General features: G+C 53.4%; 15 protein-coding genes. 9 read left to right on the top strand and 6 right to left on the bottom strand.

The features are described 5' to 3' along the window. Positions 1–183 precede the first annotated feature (183 nt). Both HC231_RS09930 and HC231_RS09935 read left to right on the top strand, forming a co-directional pair. Positions 184–1245 (top strand): malate/lactate/ureidoglycolate dehydrogenase, encoded by a 1062-nt coding sequence (locus HC231_RS09930; RefSeq protein ID WP_208230826.1) that lies wholly within the window; start codon positions 184–186, stop codon positions 1243–1245. A 94-nt stretch (positions 1246–1339) separates the two neighbouring features. Then, the gene (locus tag HC231_RS09935; RefSeq protein ID WP_208230827.1) at positions 1340–2035 is read left to right on the top strand and encodes an extensin-like domain-containing protein; all 696 of its coding nucleotides are present in this window, start codon (positions 1340–1342) and stop codon (positions 2033–2035) included. Between the two features lie 36 nt (positions 2036–2071). Here the strand turns inward: HC231_RS09935 and HC231_RS09940 are convergent, their stop codons facing one another. Continuing rightward, entirely contained in the window at positions 2072–2263 is a 192-nt protein-coding gene (locus HC231_RS09940) for a YdfD/YebW family protein (protein ID WP_048639061.1), read from the bottom strand. Positions 2264–2511: 248 nt separating this feature from the next. Further along, on the bottom strand, positions 2512–3963 hold the full coding sequence (gene rsmF, locus HC231_RS09945; protein ID WP_208230828.1) for a 16S rRNA (cytosine(1407)-C(5))-methyltransferase RsmF: 1452 nt from the start codon (positions 3961–3963) through the stop codon (positions 2512–2514). Between the two features lie 467 nt (positions 3964–4430). On the opposite strand from rsmF, the gene HC231_RS09950 reads away from it, so the two are divergent. The 7 genes from HC231_RS09950 (at position 4431) to HC231_RS09980 (ending at position 11183) form a co-directional block, all read left to right on the top strand. Further along, positions 4431–4925 (top strand): GAF domain-containing protein, encoded by a 495-nt coding sequence (locus tag HC231_RS09950; RefSeq protein WP_208230829.1) that lies wholly within the window; start codon positions 4431–4433, stop codon positions 4923–4925. 95 nt (positions 4926–5020) lie between these two features. Then, positions 5021–5752, top strand: coding sequence for an RNA chaperone ProQ (gene proQ, locus HC231_RS09955; RefSeq protein ID WP_208230830.1), 732 nt, complete (start codon positions 5021–5023; stop codon positions 5750–5752). Positions 5753–5771: 19 nt separating this feature from the next. Further along, positions 5772–7787, top strand: a complete 2016-nt coding sequence (prc, locus tag HC231_RS09960) for a carboxy terminal-processing peptidase (protein ID WP_208230831.1) — start codon at positions 5772–5774, stop codon at positions 7785–7787. A gap of 272 nt (positions 7788–8059) precedes the next feature. Then, complete coding sequence (locus HC231_RS09965) at positions 8060–8305, top strand: FeoA family protein (protein ID WP_208230832.1); 246 nt, start codon at positions 8060–8062, stop codon at positions 8303–8305. Between the two features lie 13 nt (positions 8306–8318). Continuing rightward, positions 8319–8549: a FeoA family protein gene (locus tag HC231_RS09970; RefSeq protein ID WP_246494765.1), complete on the top strand. Its 231-nt coding sequence runs from the start codon at positions 8319–8321 to the stop codon at positions 8547–8549. Between the two features lie 27 nt (positions 8550–8576). Next, positions 8577–10910: a Fe(2+) transporter permease subunit FeoB gene (feoB, locus tag HC231_RS09975; protein ID WP_208230833.1), complete on the top strand. Its 2334-nt coding sequence runs from the start codon at positions 8577–8579 to the stop codon at positions 10908–10910. A gap of 45 nt (positions 10911–10955) precedes the next feature. Next, a complete protein-coding gene (locus HC231_RS09980) occupies positions 10956–11183 on the top strand; it encodes a FeoC-like transcriptional regulator (protein WP_208230834.1) in 228 nt (75 codons plus the stop codon). A 52-nt stretch (positions 11184–11235) separates the two neighbouring features. Here the strand turns inward: HC231_RS09980 and potD are convergent, their stop codons facing one another. From potD to potA, 4 genes are read right to left on the bottom strand one after another with little or no spacing between them, the layout of a single operon-like run. Further along, on the bottom strand, positions 11236–12279 hold the full coding sequence (gene potD / locus HC231_RS09985; protein WP_208230835.1) for a spermidine/putrescine ABC transporter substrate-binding protein PotD: 1044 nt from the start codon (positions 12277–12279) through the stop codon (positions 11236–11238). A 34-nt stretch (positions 12280–12313) separates the two neighbouring features. Further along, positions 12314–13090, bottom strand: a complete 777-nt coding sequence (gene potC, locus HC231_RS09990; protein WP_208230836.1) for a spermidine/putrescine ABC transporter permease PotC — start codon at positions 13088–13090, stop codon at positions 12314–12316. Next, positions 13087–13947 (bottom strand): spermidine/putrescine ABC transporter permease PotB, encoded by an 861-nt coding sequence (gene potB / locus HC231_RS09995; protein WP_208230837.1) that lies wholly within the window; start codon positions 13945–13947, stop codon positions 13087–13089. Before potB ends, potC begins: the two co-directional genes overlap by 4 nt. Further along, complete coding sequence (gene potA, locus HC231_RS10000; protein ID WP_208230838.1) at positions 13940–15046, bottom strand: spermidine/putrescine ABC transporter ATP-binding protein PotA; 1107 nt, start codon at positions 15044–15046, stop codon at positions 13940–13942. Before potA ends, potB begins: the two co-directional genes overlap by 8 nt. Positions 15047–15327: the final 281 nt, after the last annotated feature.

The raw sequence follows: 15327 nt of genomic DNA on the forward strand, positions 1-15327 counted from the left end.
CTTGGCGACGTATGACGGATGGGCGGGCGGGATCGCCGCGTCCGCCTGTCCGCTATAAAATGAGTAAGGAAAGGCATGATGGGGTTCCCATGCGGGGGAAAAGGTTTTAACGCCGATAAGTTCAGCAGTAGGATAAGGACAGACAGATAACGTATTCATTCGTATAAGGTGAAGGGAAGACAGATGCAGATTTCAGAAAATCGCTTAATTGATATTGCCCGGTCACTGCTGCTGAAAGTGGGGTGCGAAGAGGCGGAAGCGGCCTGCGTGGCGGAACACTTGGTCGGAGCGAACCTCAAGGGGCACGATAGTCACGGCGTCGGCATGTTGCCGCACTACGTGAGTTTTATTGCGGACGGCATCATGCAGCCAAATACGCCAGCCCGAATGATCCGCGACGGCGGCGCGGTATTGCAGTTCTCCGGCGATCGGGGTTTTGGCCAACGAACCGGCAAAGAAGCCATGCAGGCGGCGATCGAGCGGGTAAAGACAACCGGCGTGTGCCTGATGACGTTATCGTCGACGTGCCATTTGGGCCGCATCGGCACTTATGGCGAAATGGCCGCCGCCGCGGGGCTGGTATCGATCCATTTCGTTAATGTCAACGATCTCGATCCGATTGTCGCCCCCTGGTGCGGCAGCGAAGCGCGCTTTGGCACCAATCCGATTTGCATCGCTTTCCCCAAAAGTGAAAACAATGCCGCCTTTGTGCTTGATTTCGCCACCAGTATTGTGGCGTTGGGGAAAACCCGTGTCGCCTATCTGGCGGGCAAAAAGTTTGATGAAGACGTGATGCTTGACTGTAACGGCGTTTCCACCAACGATCCGCGCGTCATGTGGGAAGGGGAAAAGCATGGCGCCCTGAAGCCTATTGCCCGGCACAAAGGCGGCGGGCTGGTGCTCGCGGCTGAAATGCTGGCCGGGTTATTGTCCGGCGGCGGCACCATCCAACCGGAAAATCCGCGTCATGGGGCGATAGTGAACAACATGACCACCATAGTGATCGATCCCGCCAATATGGTGTCGCTCACGTGGCTGCAGAAAGAGTACGATGCGATGCTGGATTATGTCCGCTCTTCACGCGCTCCGGATCCGGAACAGCCGATTCTGATCGCCGGCGAGCCGGAGATTCGCACCAGGGCGCAACGGCAGGCCGCAGGGATCGAGATCTCCGATCAGGAGTGGCAAAAGATTGTCGACGCGGGGATCTCGCTCGGCATGACGCCTGAAAACTTCGCCGCGTAGGCGCTTGCCCGGAGGCGGCCTGGCAAGCGTGACATCTGGTTGATATGGCCTACTATTGCATAAGGGCAGCGCGATAGCCGGGGTAGCGGAGTAGATGCGGGGATGGTTGGTCGTATTAGTGATGTTGGGCGGATTGGTCGCGTTGGCTCCATGGATCCAACGCCATCTGCCTCCGGGCTACAATCCTTTTACGCCGTTGTCGGTTGACGATCCGCCCACGCTGGTGACGCGCTTCAAACTCAGGCAGTTGGCGAACGATCCCGCCGCCTGTCTGGCTATATTGCGGCAGGCGCAGGAGGAGGGGCGCATTACCTTCTCGTTGCCCGGCAGCGTTGATGGACAGTGCCCGTTATCTTCCCCCATTCGCATACAGCGGTTCGGCGCCGTCACGCTCAGTTCAAGTTTTTTGGCCAGTTGTCCGCTGGCGGTGAGCGGCACGATGTTTGTTACGCAATCGGCGATACCGCAGGCGCAGCGTCTGGGCGCGATGCTGTCGCGTATCGATCATCTCGGAAGCTACGCCTGCCGTAACGTGTACCACCGGCCGGAAGGCCGGCTGAGCGAGCACGCCACGGCCGATGCCTGGGATATTTCCGCTTTCCGGCTGTCGGACGGGCGTCGCATCAGCGTATTGAATCAGTGGAATGCCGCGGATGACGCCGGTGAATATCTGCGCGCGACGTTTGAACAAAGCTGTGATTTCTTCGGCAATTCACTGGGGCCGGAGTACAACGCGGCCCATGCCAATCATTTTCATTTGGGAATGCGCGGTTTCGGCGTGTGCCGGTAATAGCGTCAGGATGAGCGGTCATAAGGCCGGCGCGAATTAAAAGTCGGCGTATTCCCGCGCCGGCAGCCAGAAACCGTCGATAAACTCTTCAATAGGATAACACCCGGCGCGGCGTAAACGTTGTTCAGCCATGGCCTTGAGACACTGATGCTCTGTGTTATATGCGCCGATCACCAGTTCATCGCAACCATTACCGAGATAGCAAACAAATATCACCAGTGCGAACATGATGTCCTCAGTTCTTACGTCAATCGTACAGCCGTATTTCTATGCCCTTATACTCGTCATACTTCGGTTGCATGCGCGTTGGCTTGGTTAATCGGCCATCCTTGGGCTTGGTCCCTGCGGGGGCGCAACCTTCCAGCAACGCGAATTATTCAGAGCATATGCGCTAATTGTAGATGAAAATCAGAAATAGATAGGGGCGCGGGCTTATCAGATGGCGATAAAACCACCTGATAAACCAATAGCGGGATTCAACTATTATCTTGCGCGGCGGAGCAGGCGCCGTCACGTACCAGATCGCGCGGCAAATTATTTTTTATCCGGCTGCCGATGCGTTTGGCCAACCCCACCGGGCAGTTATGATAGGTCAGCAATAGCTCATCGAAAGCGGGAACTTGTTGCGGATAGCTGTCTTTTCCCTGAAACCATTCACAGGCCTGTTGGTCGTCAAGCGCATAGGCGTGGCCGGCATTCACGTTTGCCAGCGCGATGATGGCCTCATGCTGCCAGCGATAGCCCTTGGGAAAACGTTCCGCCAGTTTGATGCCGATACGCGAGAATCTGATTTTGCCAAAAGCGGACGCCAATTCGGCGGGGAACAGCCAGATTTCGTTATCCCGTTGCCACAGTTGTAGCCGGTTTTCGTCCCATTCCAGCCCCTGGCGCCGCGCCGCCTGAGTGACCAGCGCGCGATCTTTGGCGGTTAGCGGGGCGAACGGGAATTTCCCGACTTTATAATCAGGCGCCGGAAGCGGCGGCACGCTGGCCGTTTTACGCAGACGCGCCACGAAAAAACCTTCGCTATCATAAATTTGCGGGAATACGTGTAAAAATCCCTCTTGCGTCGCGGACAGGGCGGCGCCGGGGAACAGGCCGGTTAACGGCTCGAACTCGCAGGCATCGGGGAAGGTCTGCCGCAGCCAATGGCACACCTGCTGATTCTCCTGCGTGTTTAGCGTACAGGTCGAGTAGATCATCACGCCCCCCGGTTTTAGGGCGTGAAACGCGCTGAGGATCAGTTCGCGCTGGGTGGCGGCGATGCTGGCGATGCTTTCCGGCGACCAGTGGCTCATCGCGCCGGGATCTTTACGCACCACGCCTTCGCCGGAGCAGGGGGCGTCAAGTAAAATCGCGTCGAAATATTCGGGCAGCGCCGCGCCGAAAACCCGCCCGTCAAAATGGGTCAGCGCCGTATTGCCGACGCCGCAGCGGCTGATATTGGCATGCAGAACCTTAACCCGGCTGGCGGAGTATTCATTGGCAACGATCCCGCCCCGGTTATCCATTCTGGCGGCTATTTGCGTGGTTTTGGAGCCGGGGGCCGCCGCCACGTCCAATACGCGCTGAGGAGACGTTTGATGCTGAAAAAGAGCGCTGACCGGCAGCATGGAACTGGCTTCCTGAATGTAAAACAGTCCGCTCAGGTGCTCCAGCGTATTGCCCAAACGCACGATTTCGTCATCCGCGTTCAACAGCCAGAAACCTTCACTGCACCAGGGAATCGGTTCTAGCCGCCATTGATAAGGCGCTACCAGATTTAAAAATGCCTCGGTGCTGATTTTTAACGTATTGACGCGAATACTTCGCCGCAAAGGCCGCTGACAGGCGGAAATGAAGTCATCCATCGACAGATGTTGCGGCATGATGTCCTGAATCGCGGAGAGAAACGCTGGGGGTAAATGGGCTGGTGTCTGTTTGGCCACGGCGGGATTCCGTTACAGCAATATAATATAAAGGGCGAAGTGTAGCATAAACGCCGGGCTTATCGGAAAGCGGCCGGCAGGCTTCGAATTGGAACGCGATACGATATGTTACACCCCGTTATTTGAAATCCGGCTGATTCTTAGCGCGGATGAATGAATCTTATGGCATGCTGTAGCAGGCATTTTTTATGATGGGTTCCTGCCATTCCCGGAGGGCCGTTGCAGGCGGCGTTTAAAATCGCTGCCGGCGGTTTTGTCTTGTAATTTCTTGTTATACCCTTCATCTTTTAAGTTGCAGCGGTGTTGGATTTTGCCTTTTGCCGCCGCCGGCGACGCGTAAGCCGGCTTCAGGAAGAATCGTCGCTTACCCGAACGCTGATTCGAGTAAGTTCGCAGAGATTGGCGTGATTCGGTTTGAATGCGCCTTGAAATCTATTGGACATGTGTGATTAATTCGATCCGAGAATATGAGCAAACAAGAGTTTTATCAGGATTTGGTCCGCGATTTGTCATCGCTGATTGCGGGAGAAAGGCGTTTCATCACGATTTTATCAAACAGCAGTGCGTTATTGTTTGAACGTCTGGATGGAGTTAACTGGGCCGGTTTTTATCTGCTGGAGCAAGACTCGCTATTTCTGGGGCCGTTCCAGGGGCGGGTCGCTTGCGTACGTATTCCGGTAGGCAAAGGGGTATGCGGCCGGGCGATTGCTGAAAATCAGATTCAACGCATAGGTGATGTGCATGCGTTTCCCGGCCATATTGCCTGCGATGCCGAGAGTAACGCCGAAATTGTACTGCCGCTGACGGTCAGCGGTCGGTTGATTGGCGTTTTAGATATTGATAGCACTGTTTATCAACGGTTTGACGCAGATGATGAAGAGGGGCTTAAGGCTGTGGCGGCGGTACTTTGCGCACAACTTGAAGAGAGCGATGTGCTGACTTCTATCAATTTCTCATGTTGAGACAAGGATAACGTAGCAATTGCCGATGGCGTCATTATAATGACGCCTGTTCATGCCTGCGCCGGTTGGCAAACCCGTTGTAATCAGGAAATTTCATGGAAAATCAACCTAAGTTGAACAGTAGTAAAGAAGTCATTGCCCTATTGGCAAAGCGTTTCCCGTTATGTTTCACCACTGAAGGTGAAACACGCCCGTTAAAGATCGGTATTTTTCAAGATCTTGTTGAGCGCGTATCCGAGATGGATAACATCAGCAAAACGCAACTGCGTTCTGCATTGAGGCTCTATACCTCAAGCTGGCGTTATCTGTACGGTGTTAAGCTGGGCGTTCAGCGTGTGGATTTGGATGGAAATCCATGCGGCGAGCTGGAACAGCAGCATGTTGACCATGCACGTAAACAACTGGAAGAAGCGAAGGCCAGGGTTCAGGCCCAGCGTGCGGAGCAGCAAGCGAAAAAACGCGAAGCCGGAGAAACGGCCGCACCCGCGCGCGCGCGCCAGGGCAACGGTAAAAATGCGCCGCGTCGCGATGCCTCTGATGCCACTGCGCGTAAACCACGCCAGTCTTCATTCCGTCACTCGCCGTCCTCTTCTCAGCAACCCGCCAAAGCTCAGCCCCGCCAGACAAAATCCGACGGTCGCGGCGAGTCTCAGAAGCGAGTTGCGGTTACGGATGTTTCCAAACTGCAAATCGGTCAGGAAATCAAAGTCAGAGCCGGCAAAGACGCCATGGATGCCACTGTGCTTGAAATTGCCAAAGGCGAAGTCAGGGTCCAGTTGGCTTCAGGGTTGGCTATGATTGTACGCGCAGAACATCTGCAGTTCTGATACGGAGGCCAACCTGGGCATGAACAAATTAGCCAGAATGACCGCCATTGCAGGCTTACTGCTGGCGGGTGCAAGTTTCGCGAATGAGAACATCACGCGTGTTGATCAAATACCACTGTTGCACCAGGAGTCTCAACACGCCACGGTAAGTGACCGGGTAACTTCACGTTTTCTTCGTTCCCACTACCGCCAGTTCGTACTGGACGACGCTTTCTCCGAGAAGATTTTCTCCCGCTATCTCAATATGCTGGACTATAGCCATAACGTGCTGTTGGCTTCAGATATTGCGCAGTTCTCCGACAAGAAAACGCAGTTGGATGATGAACTGAAATCCGGCAAGCTGGATATTCCCTATGCGTTGTATAACCTGGCGCAGAAACGGCGTTTTGAGCGTTATCAGTACGCGCTGTCGCTATTGGAAAAACCGGTGGACCTTACCGGCAACGATACCATCGACCTGGATCGAAGCAAGGCTCCCTGGCCGCAGAATGTAGGCGAACTAAACCGCTTATGGGACGCGAAGGTTAAATACGACTGGCTAAGTCTGAAGTTGACCGGTAAAGAAGACAAAGACATCAAAGAGACGCTGACCAAGCGCTATCAGTTCGCCATTCGCCGTCTGGCGCAAAGCAACAGCGAAGATGTCTTCCAACTGATCATGAACGCCTTTGCGCGGGAAATCGATCCTCATACCAGCTATTTATCGCCGCGAAATACCGAACAGTTCAATACCGAAATGAGCCTGTCGCTTGAAGGGATTGGCGCGGTGTTGCAGATGGATGAAGACTACACCGTCATTAACTCCATGGTTCCCGGCGGCCCGGCGGCGAAAAGCAAAAACATTACGGTGGGCGATCGCGTCGTGGGCGTCGGTCAGGGCGATAAGCCGATAGTTGATGTTATCGGCTGGCGTCTTGATGATGTGGTCGCGCTGATTAAAGGACCGAAAGGCAGCAAGGTCCGGTTGGAAATTCTGCCCGCCGGTAAAGGCACCAAAACCCGTATCGTTACGCTGACTCGTGAGCGCATTCGTCTGGAAGATCGCGCGGTCAAGATGTCGGTCAAAAACGTCGGCAAAGAGAAAGTGGGCGTGCTGGATATTCCGGGGTTCTACGTGGGCCTGACGGATGATGTCAAAGTTCAGATCCAGAAACTGGAAAAACAGCATGTCAACAGCATCGTGATCGACCTGCGCAGCAATGGCGGCGGGGCGCTGACCGAAGCGGTGGGGCTGTCCGGTCTGTTCATTCCCAGCGGGCCGGTGGTGCAGATCCGCGATAATAACGGCAAGATCCGCGAAGACAGCGATACGGACGGCATTGTTTATTACAAAGGGCCGCTGGTGGTGCTGGTGGACCGTTTCAGCGCTTCGGCGTCTGAAATTTTTGCCGCCGCGATGCAGGATTATGGGCGGGCGTTGATCGTCGGCGAGCCGACCTTTGGTAAAGGCACCGTGCAACAGTACCGTTCCCTGAATCGCATTTACGATCAGATGTTGCGCCCCGACTGGCCGGCGCTGGGGTCGGTACAATACACCATTCAGAAGTTCTATCGCATTAATGGCGGCAGTACGCAGATGAAAGGCGTGACGCCCGACGTGATGATGCCTACCGGCACCGAAACCGTCGATACCGGCGAGAAGTTCGAGGATAACGCTCTGCCGTGGGACAGCATTAAAGCCGCTGATTACACGAAGAGCGGCGACCTGAAACCGTTTATCGGCGAGCTGAATGAAATTCATCAGAAACGTATTGCCCAGGATCCCGAATTTCAATATATCGCAGAGGATATCGCGCGTTATAACGCAACGAAAGATAAGCGTAATACGGTCTCTCTCAATCTTGCCCAGCGGGTGAAAGAGAATGACGACGACGAAGCGCTGCGCTTGAACCGGATAAACGATCGTCTGGCCAGAGAAGGCAAAAAGCCGTTGAAGTCGCTGGAGGATCTGCCAAAGGATTATCAGGCGCCGGATCCTTATCTGGAAGAAACGGTAAAAATCGCCAACGACCTGGCTCAGGAAGAAAAAGAATAATCTGGCGATTTAAGCATAATGAACAAAACCCCGGCGCTGTCCGGGGTTTTTTTATGGCGGTTAGTTAGTTGACAGCCCCGTTATACATAATCGCGGCTGCTGTATGCCGGCTAATTTCACTTTGCTTGATATGAGTCAAAGGTACGGCGAGAGGTAGGAATATGATTGATAATAGTTATTACTTATGTTCATTTTTCAATCATATCCTCTCTATTATTCACATCGAATATATTGATTTAAATGAAGTGTTGTAGAAATAAAGGAAATCATACATGGCGTTACTTCTTCAAACATTACTGGATATTCCCCTTAATGTGAATGCGGTTGTCGCACGAGTTCGTCTAAACGGGGAAAGCCAGCAGCGCTTGACTGAACTAGGCATTCGCGTAGGCGGTAATGTGCGGGTTATTCAACGGGAAGAAAATCAGCCGTTGATGCTTGCCGCAGGCGATGGCCGCATCGCCATTAACTGGGATATGGGAAAGCAAGTGTGGGTTTCCCCGCAGCAATCACAATAACAAAGAGGGCGTGATGATGTCTTTGGACGAATTAACGGTTGCGACCCGGTGGCGCGTCATTGGTTTCCAAAAAGGTTCGGCGGATTATCGTAAAAGGTTACTGGCGCTTGGCGTCACGCCGGGCGTGGAGTTTTCCGTGTCACGCATTGCGCCATTGGGCGATCCGATCGAATTGCGTTTGCGCGGCGCGGCAATCAGCGTTCGCAAAAGCGAAGCGCAAATACTTATTCTCGAAAAATGTTGAACTAATAAAATTAGATAGGAAAATTTTATGGATGCGCAACCCGTTATTTGCGTTGTCGGCAACCCTAATTGCGGTAAAACAACTTTGTTCAACATGCTTACCGGCGGTAAGCAGACCGTAGGCAACTGGCCGGGCGTGACGGTAGAGAAAAAAATTGGATACTACCGTTGCCAAAACCAGCGAACGACGCTGGTTGACCTTCCCGGTGTTTATTCACTCAACCCATCATCCGAAAGTTCCGAAGATGAACGCGTCGCCAGAGATTATATTTTATCCGGCGAAGCGGATTTGGTTTTGAATATTGTCGATGCTTCCAATCTGGAGAGAAATCTTTATTTAACCGCGCAACTATTGGATATGAATGTTCAGATGGTGGTGGCCGTTAATATGATGGATATTGCCGCATCACGTAAATTGGATATTGATATTGCGGCATTACAGCGGCAATTGGGATGTCCGGTCATCCCTATTATCGCCAGCCAGAAAAAAGGCATCGATAATTTACGCCAGGTTTGCGCGGAAGCGATGTCTCATCCTGCCGCGCCCAATGTCGTCATTCCTTATGATGAGCCGCTGCGCCGGGCGGCAGAAGAGATAGCCCGGCGCTTTTCCCAACATGGAGGCATCAATAATCCCTATTGGCTGGCTCTGCAATTACTGGAGGGCGATACCACGGTCCGGGCGGCCATTCCGGCGGAACTGCTGGCAATGGCCGATGCCAAAGTGGCGGAGTTGATCGGGCAATATGAAGATGAGCTGGATATTTTTCTGGCGGATGCCCGCTATCAGTTCGTATCAGCGATGGCCGCATCGGTGATTACCCGCCGCGGCGAGATGTCGGTGACGTTGACGGATAAAATAGATCGCATTGTGCTGCACCGCTTTTTGGGAATACCCATATTCCTATTGGTGATGTATTTGATGTTTATTTTCACCATCAACATCGGTAGCGCCTTTATCGATTTCTTTGATAAATTCTTCGGCGCTATTTTTGTTGATGGCCTGGGCGAGCTGCTGGAGGCCGTCAATACGCCGGCATGGTTAAAAACGCTGATTGCCGATGGCATCGGCGGCGGTATCCAGACGGTATCGACCTTTATTCCCGTGATCGCCTGTCTATATCTGTTCCTGTCTTATCTGGAGGATTCCGGCTACATGGCGCGGGCGGCTTTCGTCATGGACCGCTTTATGCGCAGTATCGGCTTGCCCGGAAAGGCGTTTGTGCCGCTGATTGTGGGATTCGGCTGTAACGTCCCGGCGGTGATGGCGACGCGAACCATGGAAAGACACAGCGATCGTATCGTCACGGTGCTGATGGCGCCCTTTATGTCCTGTGGCGCGCGCTTGCCGGTGTATGTGTTATTCGCCACCGCGTTGTTTACCAGCGGCGGCCAGAATCTGGTATTCGGTCTGTATCTGATTGGGATTATCGCCGCTGTCGCCACCGGCTTTATGCTGAAAAACACCGCGCTACAGGGTGAGGCTTCCACTTTTGTTATGGAGATCCCGCCTTACCACCTGCCTGGATTACGCAGCGTGTTGATCCGTACCTGGGATCGGCTGAAAAACTTTATTTTCAGAGCCGGTAAGCTGATTGTCATTGTGGTTACGGTGCTGGGCTTTTTTAACTCAATGGGAACTGACGGCACGTTCGGCAACCAGGACAGCGATAAATCCGTTCTGTCGGCTATCGGACAAAAAATTGTGCCGGTGTTCGCGCCGATGGGGATAAAACCGGAGAACTGGCCGGCGGCCGTCGGCGTGTTTACCGGTATTTTCGCCAAAGAAGCGGTGGTAGGGACGTTGGATTCACTCTACGGCACTATGGCGGATAACCAAAATGAAGGCGGGGACGAGCCTGAAGAACCGTTCAGTCTGCAAGCCGGCATCGCCGACGCGTTGGCGACCATTCCTGAAAACTTCAGCAAGTTGGGCGGCGCGTTTCTGGATCCGTTGGGTATCGAGGTCGGCGATTTGAGCAATGCCGAATCGGTGGCGGAGGAAAATGAGTTTTCGGTTTCGTCGCTAACGGTAATCGGCCAACTGTTTGACGGCAAGCTGGGCGCTTTTGCTTATCTGCTGATGGTGTTGCTGTATGTTCCCTGCGTCGCCGCGGTTTCCGCCATCTGGCGCGAGGTCGGCACGGCGTGGACGCTATTCTGCGTGGCTTGGACCATTGAACTGGGTTACGGCTCGGCCGTGGTGGTCTATCAGATCGGACGTTTCGCCCAGCATCCGCTGTATTCAACGTTGGCGATTGCCGGCGTGTTGGCGGTATTGCTGATAACGATTCTGCTTCTGCGCCGTAAAGGCGACGCAAAGTTACCGGTTGCGGCGAACCATCTGAACGAAAGTCTCTAATTTGTTAATTCCGCAGGTGAGGAGACTCGCCTGTTCGGAGGATGTATGAGCTTAATTGAATTGCGCGATTATGTGCGCCGGCAAAAGAAAGTGTCATTGCAGGAGGTCAGCAGTGCGTTTCACGCCGACCCTGGCGTTATCGAAGGCATGTTGGATATTTGGGTGCAGAAAGGGAAGATACGCCTGCATCAGGCTGAGACCGGCGGCAAATGCGGGAGTTGCTGTTCGTGTGATAAAAGTCTGAGCCAGTATTACGAGTGGGCCGGCCGATAGCCTACTGAAGTATGACCGGCAGAGGAGCCTGCCGGTCACTTTGTCATGATGATTAATGTCCGGCTTTCAACTGCTGGAAATAAGTTTCATATAGCGTGCTGGCGCTGCCGACGTCGTTCTGCCATTCTCCCTGATTAATCACCGCCTCATCCGGATACAGCGTTTTATCGCCTGATACTTCCGCCGGCAACAGTTTTTTCGCCGCCAGATTGGGCGTCGGATAACCGATAGTTTCCGCCACCTGCGCCGCGATCTCCGGGCGTAATAAGAAATTGATCATTTTGAGGGCGCCATCAACGTTTTTGGCGTTGGCCGGGATAGCCAGGCTATCCATCCAGAAAATTCCGCCTTCTTTCGGCCAGATGATGTCCAGCGGCGTTCCGGCCTGACGGGCCACGTATGCCGAGCCATTCCACACCATGCCCAGGTTGACTTCGCCTTCCATAAACGGGTTGCCGGGGTTGTCTGAGTTGAACGCCAATACGTTGGGCATTAATTTCTGCAATTCTTTGTAGGCCGCTTCGATCTGCTGCGGATCGGTGGTGTTGGCGGAGTATCCCAGCTTGCGCAGGGCGATCTGGAAGACTTCGCGGGCGTCGTCCGTCAACAGCAGGCTGTTTTTGTATTTCGTGTCCCACAGGTCGGCCCAGCTTGTGACGCTGGCCGGATCGATCACATCGCGGTTGACGCCGATGGCCGTCGCGCCCCAGATGTAGGGAACGGAGTAATCATTATTCGGGTCGAACGATTTATGCAGTAAGTTTGGATCGAGATTATGGAAGTTGCTGAGTTTGCTGGTATCGATCTTTTGCAGCATACCTTCTTTACTCATTTTGGAAATGAAATAGGTTGAAGGCACCACAAGGTCGTAAGCGCTGTCCTGATAGGTTTTCAGCTTGGCATACATACTCTCGTTGGATTCATAGGTTGAGTAAATGACCTTGATCCCGGTCTCTTTGGTGAACTGCTCAAGCAGTCCGGGCGGGACATACTCGGTCCAGTTATAGAAATAGAGCGTTTTCCCATCGTCGGCATGGGCGACGTTCATGCTGAAAGCCATGGCGCAGGCCGCCAGCAGATGTGACCATTTCTTCATCGTATTCCTCTCCTTAAGGGTCCCAAAGGTATAATTATTTTCCGGTGCGATCGCGCAGGATAAGCTGACTGCCGAGCACCAGGAGCAATGAAAGCATCAACAAAATCGTCGCCAGCGCGTTCACTTCCGGCGAAACCCCGACCTTAACCATCGAGTAAATTTTTAACGGCAGGATTTCATAGGATGGCCCGGTAACGAAAGATGACACCACCACGTCGTCCATCGACAGCGTAAAACTCAACAGCCAGCCGGCAGCCACCGCCGGCATCGCCAGCGGCAGAATGATTTTACGCAGAATAATGACCTCGCTGGCTCCGAGATCGCGGGCGGCCTCCAGCATACGCACGTCAAACCCTTTCAGACGTGAATAAACGGTGACCACGACGAAGGGCAGACAAAAGGTAATGTGGGAAAACAGCAGCGACCAGAATCCCAGCGATATTCCCAGCAGCATAAACAGCACCAGCAGGGAGATGGCCATAACGATATCCGGCGACATCATCACCACAAACAGCATCCCGCTGACAAAGGGTTTACCGCGGAAACGGTAGCGGTAAAGCGCCACGGCGGCCAGAGAACCGATCAGCGTGGCGAACGTGGCGGAGAATACCGCCATGGTAAGCGAGTGCCGCGCCGCTTGCACCAGGCTGTCGTTATTCACCAGCAGCTTATACCAGTTAAGGGTAAAACCCTGCCAGTTGATGCCGAAACGGGCCTGATTGAACGAGTTCACAATCAGAATGATGATGGGAATATACAAATAGGCGTAGATGATGGACATGAATCCACCGCGCAACAGCCGTCCTATCATTCCAGTTCCCCTTGTTTATTCAGCACACGGGCGGTGCGATAGTAAACAAACAGCAGCAGTCCCATAATCAATGTCAGGCAAATGCTGGTGGCGGCGCCAAACGGCCAGTCGCGAATATTCAGGAACTGGCTTTTAATCACGTTGCCGATAAGCAGGTTCTTGGCGCCGCCCATCAGGTCGGCGACAAAAAACAGCCCCATCGCCGGCAGCAAAACCAGCAGGCAACCGGCGATAATGCCGGGCATGGTCAACGGAATGACAATCTGTATAAATCGCTGCCACTTATTCGCTCCCAGATCGCGAGCGGCTTCAAGGTAGGACTTATCCAGCTTTTCAATGCTGGAATAGAGCGGCAGAACCATAAACGGCAGCAGGATATAGATCAGGCCGAGAATCACCGCTTCCGACGTATACATGATGCGCAGCGGCGTCTCGATAATCCCGCTCCACAACAGAAACTCGTTCAGGTAGCCGCGGGTGCTGAGGAACAATTTCAGTCCGTAAATACGGATCAGCGAGTTTGTCCAGAAGGGAACAATCAGCAAAAACATCAGCAGCGGCCGGATCCTTTGCGGCAACTGCGCCAGAATAAACGCGAAGGGATAACCGAGGATCAGGCAACACAATGTCGCAATCACCGCCATATTCAGCGAGTGCAGCAATACGGAGGCGTACATCGGGTCGGCCAGCCGCGTATAGTTATCCAGCGTAAATACCAGGCTGATGAAGTTCGTATCGTCGCGGGTTAAAAAACTGGCGCCGATAATCATCAGGTTGGGTATGAATACGAACAAAACCAGCCAGGCCACGATGATGGTGATTATGGTGTTTTGAAAGCGTTTACGCGGCTTATTCATCGAGCAGCACGACCTCCCAGCTTTCAACCCAGGTTACCGCCACTTTTTGATTCAGCGAGTGGTCTACATCGGGATCGTCTTCATTAAAGAACTCGCTGACCATGACCATTTTGCCGCTTTCCAGTTCTATGCTGGATTCCAGCGTCATCCCCTTGTAGTTGCGTTCGCGCACGTAACCGACGATAGCGGCGGTCTGCGCGCCGTCGTTGATCTCTTTTACGCGCAGATCTTCCGGGCGCAACAGCACCTTGAGATGTTGCCCGACGCTCACCGGGAAACCAACCGTGATGACGCATTCGCGGCCTTCAATTCGGGCGCGCACGCGCTGCTCATCGATCTGGGCGATAACGGCCGCATCGAAGATATTGATCTCGCCGATAAAGCTGGCCACAAACAGGTTGCGCGGCTCTTCATAAATCTCACGCGGCGTGCCGTCTTGCTCGATCCGTCCGTCGCGCATTACCACGATACGATCGGACATCGTGAGCGCCTCTTCCTGATCGTGGGTAACAAAAATAAAGGTGATGCCCAACGTTCGCTGCAAGGCTTTCAGTTCGTTTTGCATCTGCTTACGCAGCTTGTAATCCAGGGCGGAGAGGGATTCATCCAGCAACAGAACCTTGGGTTTATTCACCACCGCTCTGGCGATGGCCACGCGCTGTTGCTGTCCGCCGGAGAGATGGTGCGGATGGCGCGGGGCGAAATCTTCCATTTGCACCATTTTCAGCACCTCCAGCACGCGGGAGGCGACTTCCGTTTCAGGTTTTTTTTGCATCCGCAGCCCGAATGCCACATTGTCAAAAACGCTCAGGTGGGGAAATAACGCATAGCTTTGGAATACGGTATTAACATGCCGGTGCTCGGCAGGCTGGTGGGTAATATCCTGTTCTTCTAATATGACCTTGCCGCTGTCCACGTTTTCCAGACCGGCGATCAGGCGCAGTACGGTCGTCTTGCCGCAGCCGGAAGGTCCGAGAATAGTGAGAAACTCACCGTTATTAATAGTGAGATTAAAGTGAGAAATGATGTCTTTGCCATCAAAGCTTTTATGGACGTCGAGCAGTTCAACGACCGGAGTAGCAGGATGATTATCTTTCATTTAGGGTTCTTGCTCTATTTCCATGTCTGGCGTATCCACAGGAGCGGGAGCGTGGTATATGCCAAGGGTTATCACCTTTCAGCCTACGAACTCAGTTAAGGGTCGGCATTCTACGGGAATCCATGCTGAACGCCAACTGATGACGCTACACTTGAGCCGGAACAATCACAAATAGTTTGTCGCGCGCAGCCGCGAACCCGCTCATTATGCTGAGCGATTGTTATGTTATTGCGTCTATTATGTAACTTGTGGCTGAAGAATGCGGGTATTTAGCGCATTAC

The sequence above is a fragment of the Brenneria izadpanahii genome, from assembly GCF_017569925.1.
Lineage (GTDB): Bacteria > Pseudomonadota > Gammaproteobacteria > Enterobacterales > Enterobacteriaceae > Brenneria > Brenneria izadpanahii.

Excerpts from the sequence above, each read along its gene's own strand:
- HC231_RS09930 (WP_208230826.1), top strand. The coding sequence starts at position 184 with ATGCAGATTTCAGAAAATCGCTTAATTGATATTGCCCGGTCACTGCTG.
- HC231_RS09935 (WP_208230827.1), top strand. The coding sequence starts at position 1,340 with ATGCGGGGATGGTTGGTCGTATTAGTGATGTTGGGCGGATTGGTCGCG.
- HC231_RS09940 (WP_048639061.1), bottom strand. The coding sequence starts at position 2,263 with ATGTTCGCACTGGTGATATTTGTTTGCTATCTCGGTAATGGTTGCGAT.
- HC231_RS09950 (WP_208230829.1), top strand. The coding sequence starts at position 4,431 with ATGAGCAAACAAGAGTTTTATCAGGATTTGGTCCGCGATTTGTCATCG.
- proQ (WP_208230830.1), top strand. The coding sequence starts at position 5,021 with ATGGAAAATCAACCTAAGTTGAACAGTAGTAAAGAAGTCATTGCCCTA.
- prc (WP_208230831.1), top strand. The coding sequence starts at position 5,772 with ATGAACAAATTAGCCAGAATGACCGCCATTGCAGGCTTACTGCTGGCG.
- HC231_RS09965 (WP_208230832.1), top strand. The coding sequence starts at position 8,060 with ATGGCGTTACTTCTTCAAACATTACTGGATATTCCCCTTAATGTGAAT.
- HC231_RS09970 (WP_246494765.1), top strand. The coding sequence starts at position 8,319 with ATGATGTCTTTGGACGAATTAACGGTTGCGACCCGGTGGCGCGTCATT.
- feoB (WP_208230833.1), top strand. The coding sequence starts at position 8,577 with ATGGATGCGCAACCCGTTATTTGCGTTGTCGGCAACCCTAATTGCGGT.
- HC231_RS09980 (WP_208230834.1), top strand. The coding sequence starts at position 10,956 with ATGAGCTTAATTGAATTGCGCGATTATGTGCGCCGGCAAAAGAAAGTG.
- potD (WP_208230835.1), bottom strand. The coding sequence starts at position 12,279 with ATGAAGAAATGGTCACATCTGCTGGCGGCCTGCGCCATGGCTTTCAGC.
- potC (WP_208230836.1), bottom strand. The coding sequence starts at position 13,090 with ATGATAGGACGGCTGTTGCGCGGTGGATTCATGTCCATCATCTACGCC.
- potB (WP_208230837.1), bottom strand. The coding sequence starts at position 13,947 with ATGAATAAGCCGCGTAAACGCTTTCAAAACACCATAATCACCATCATC.
- potA (WP_208230838.1), bottom strand. The coding sequence starts at position 15,046 with ATGAAAGATAATCATCCTGCTACTCCGGTCGTTGAACTGCTCGACGTC.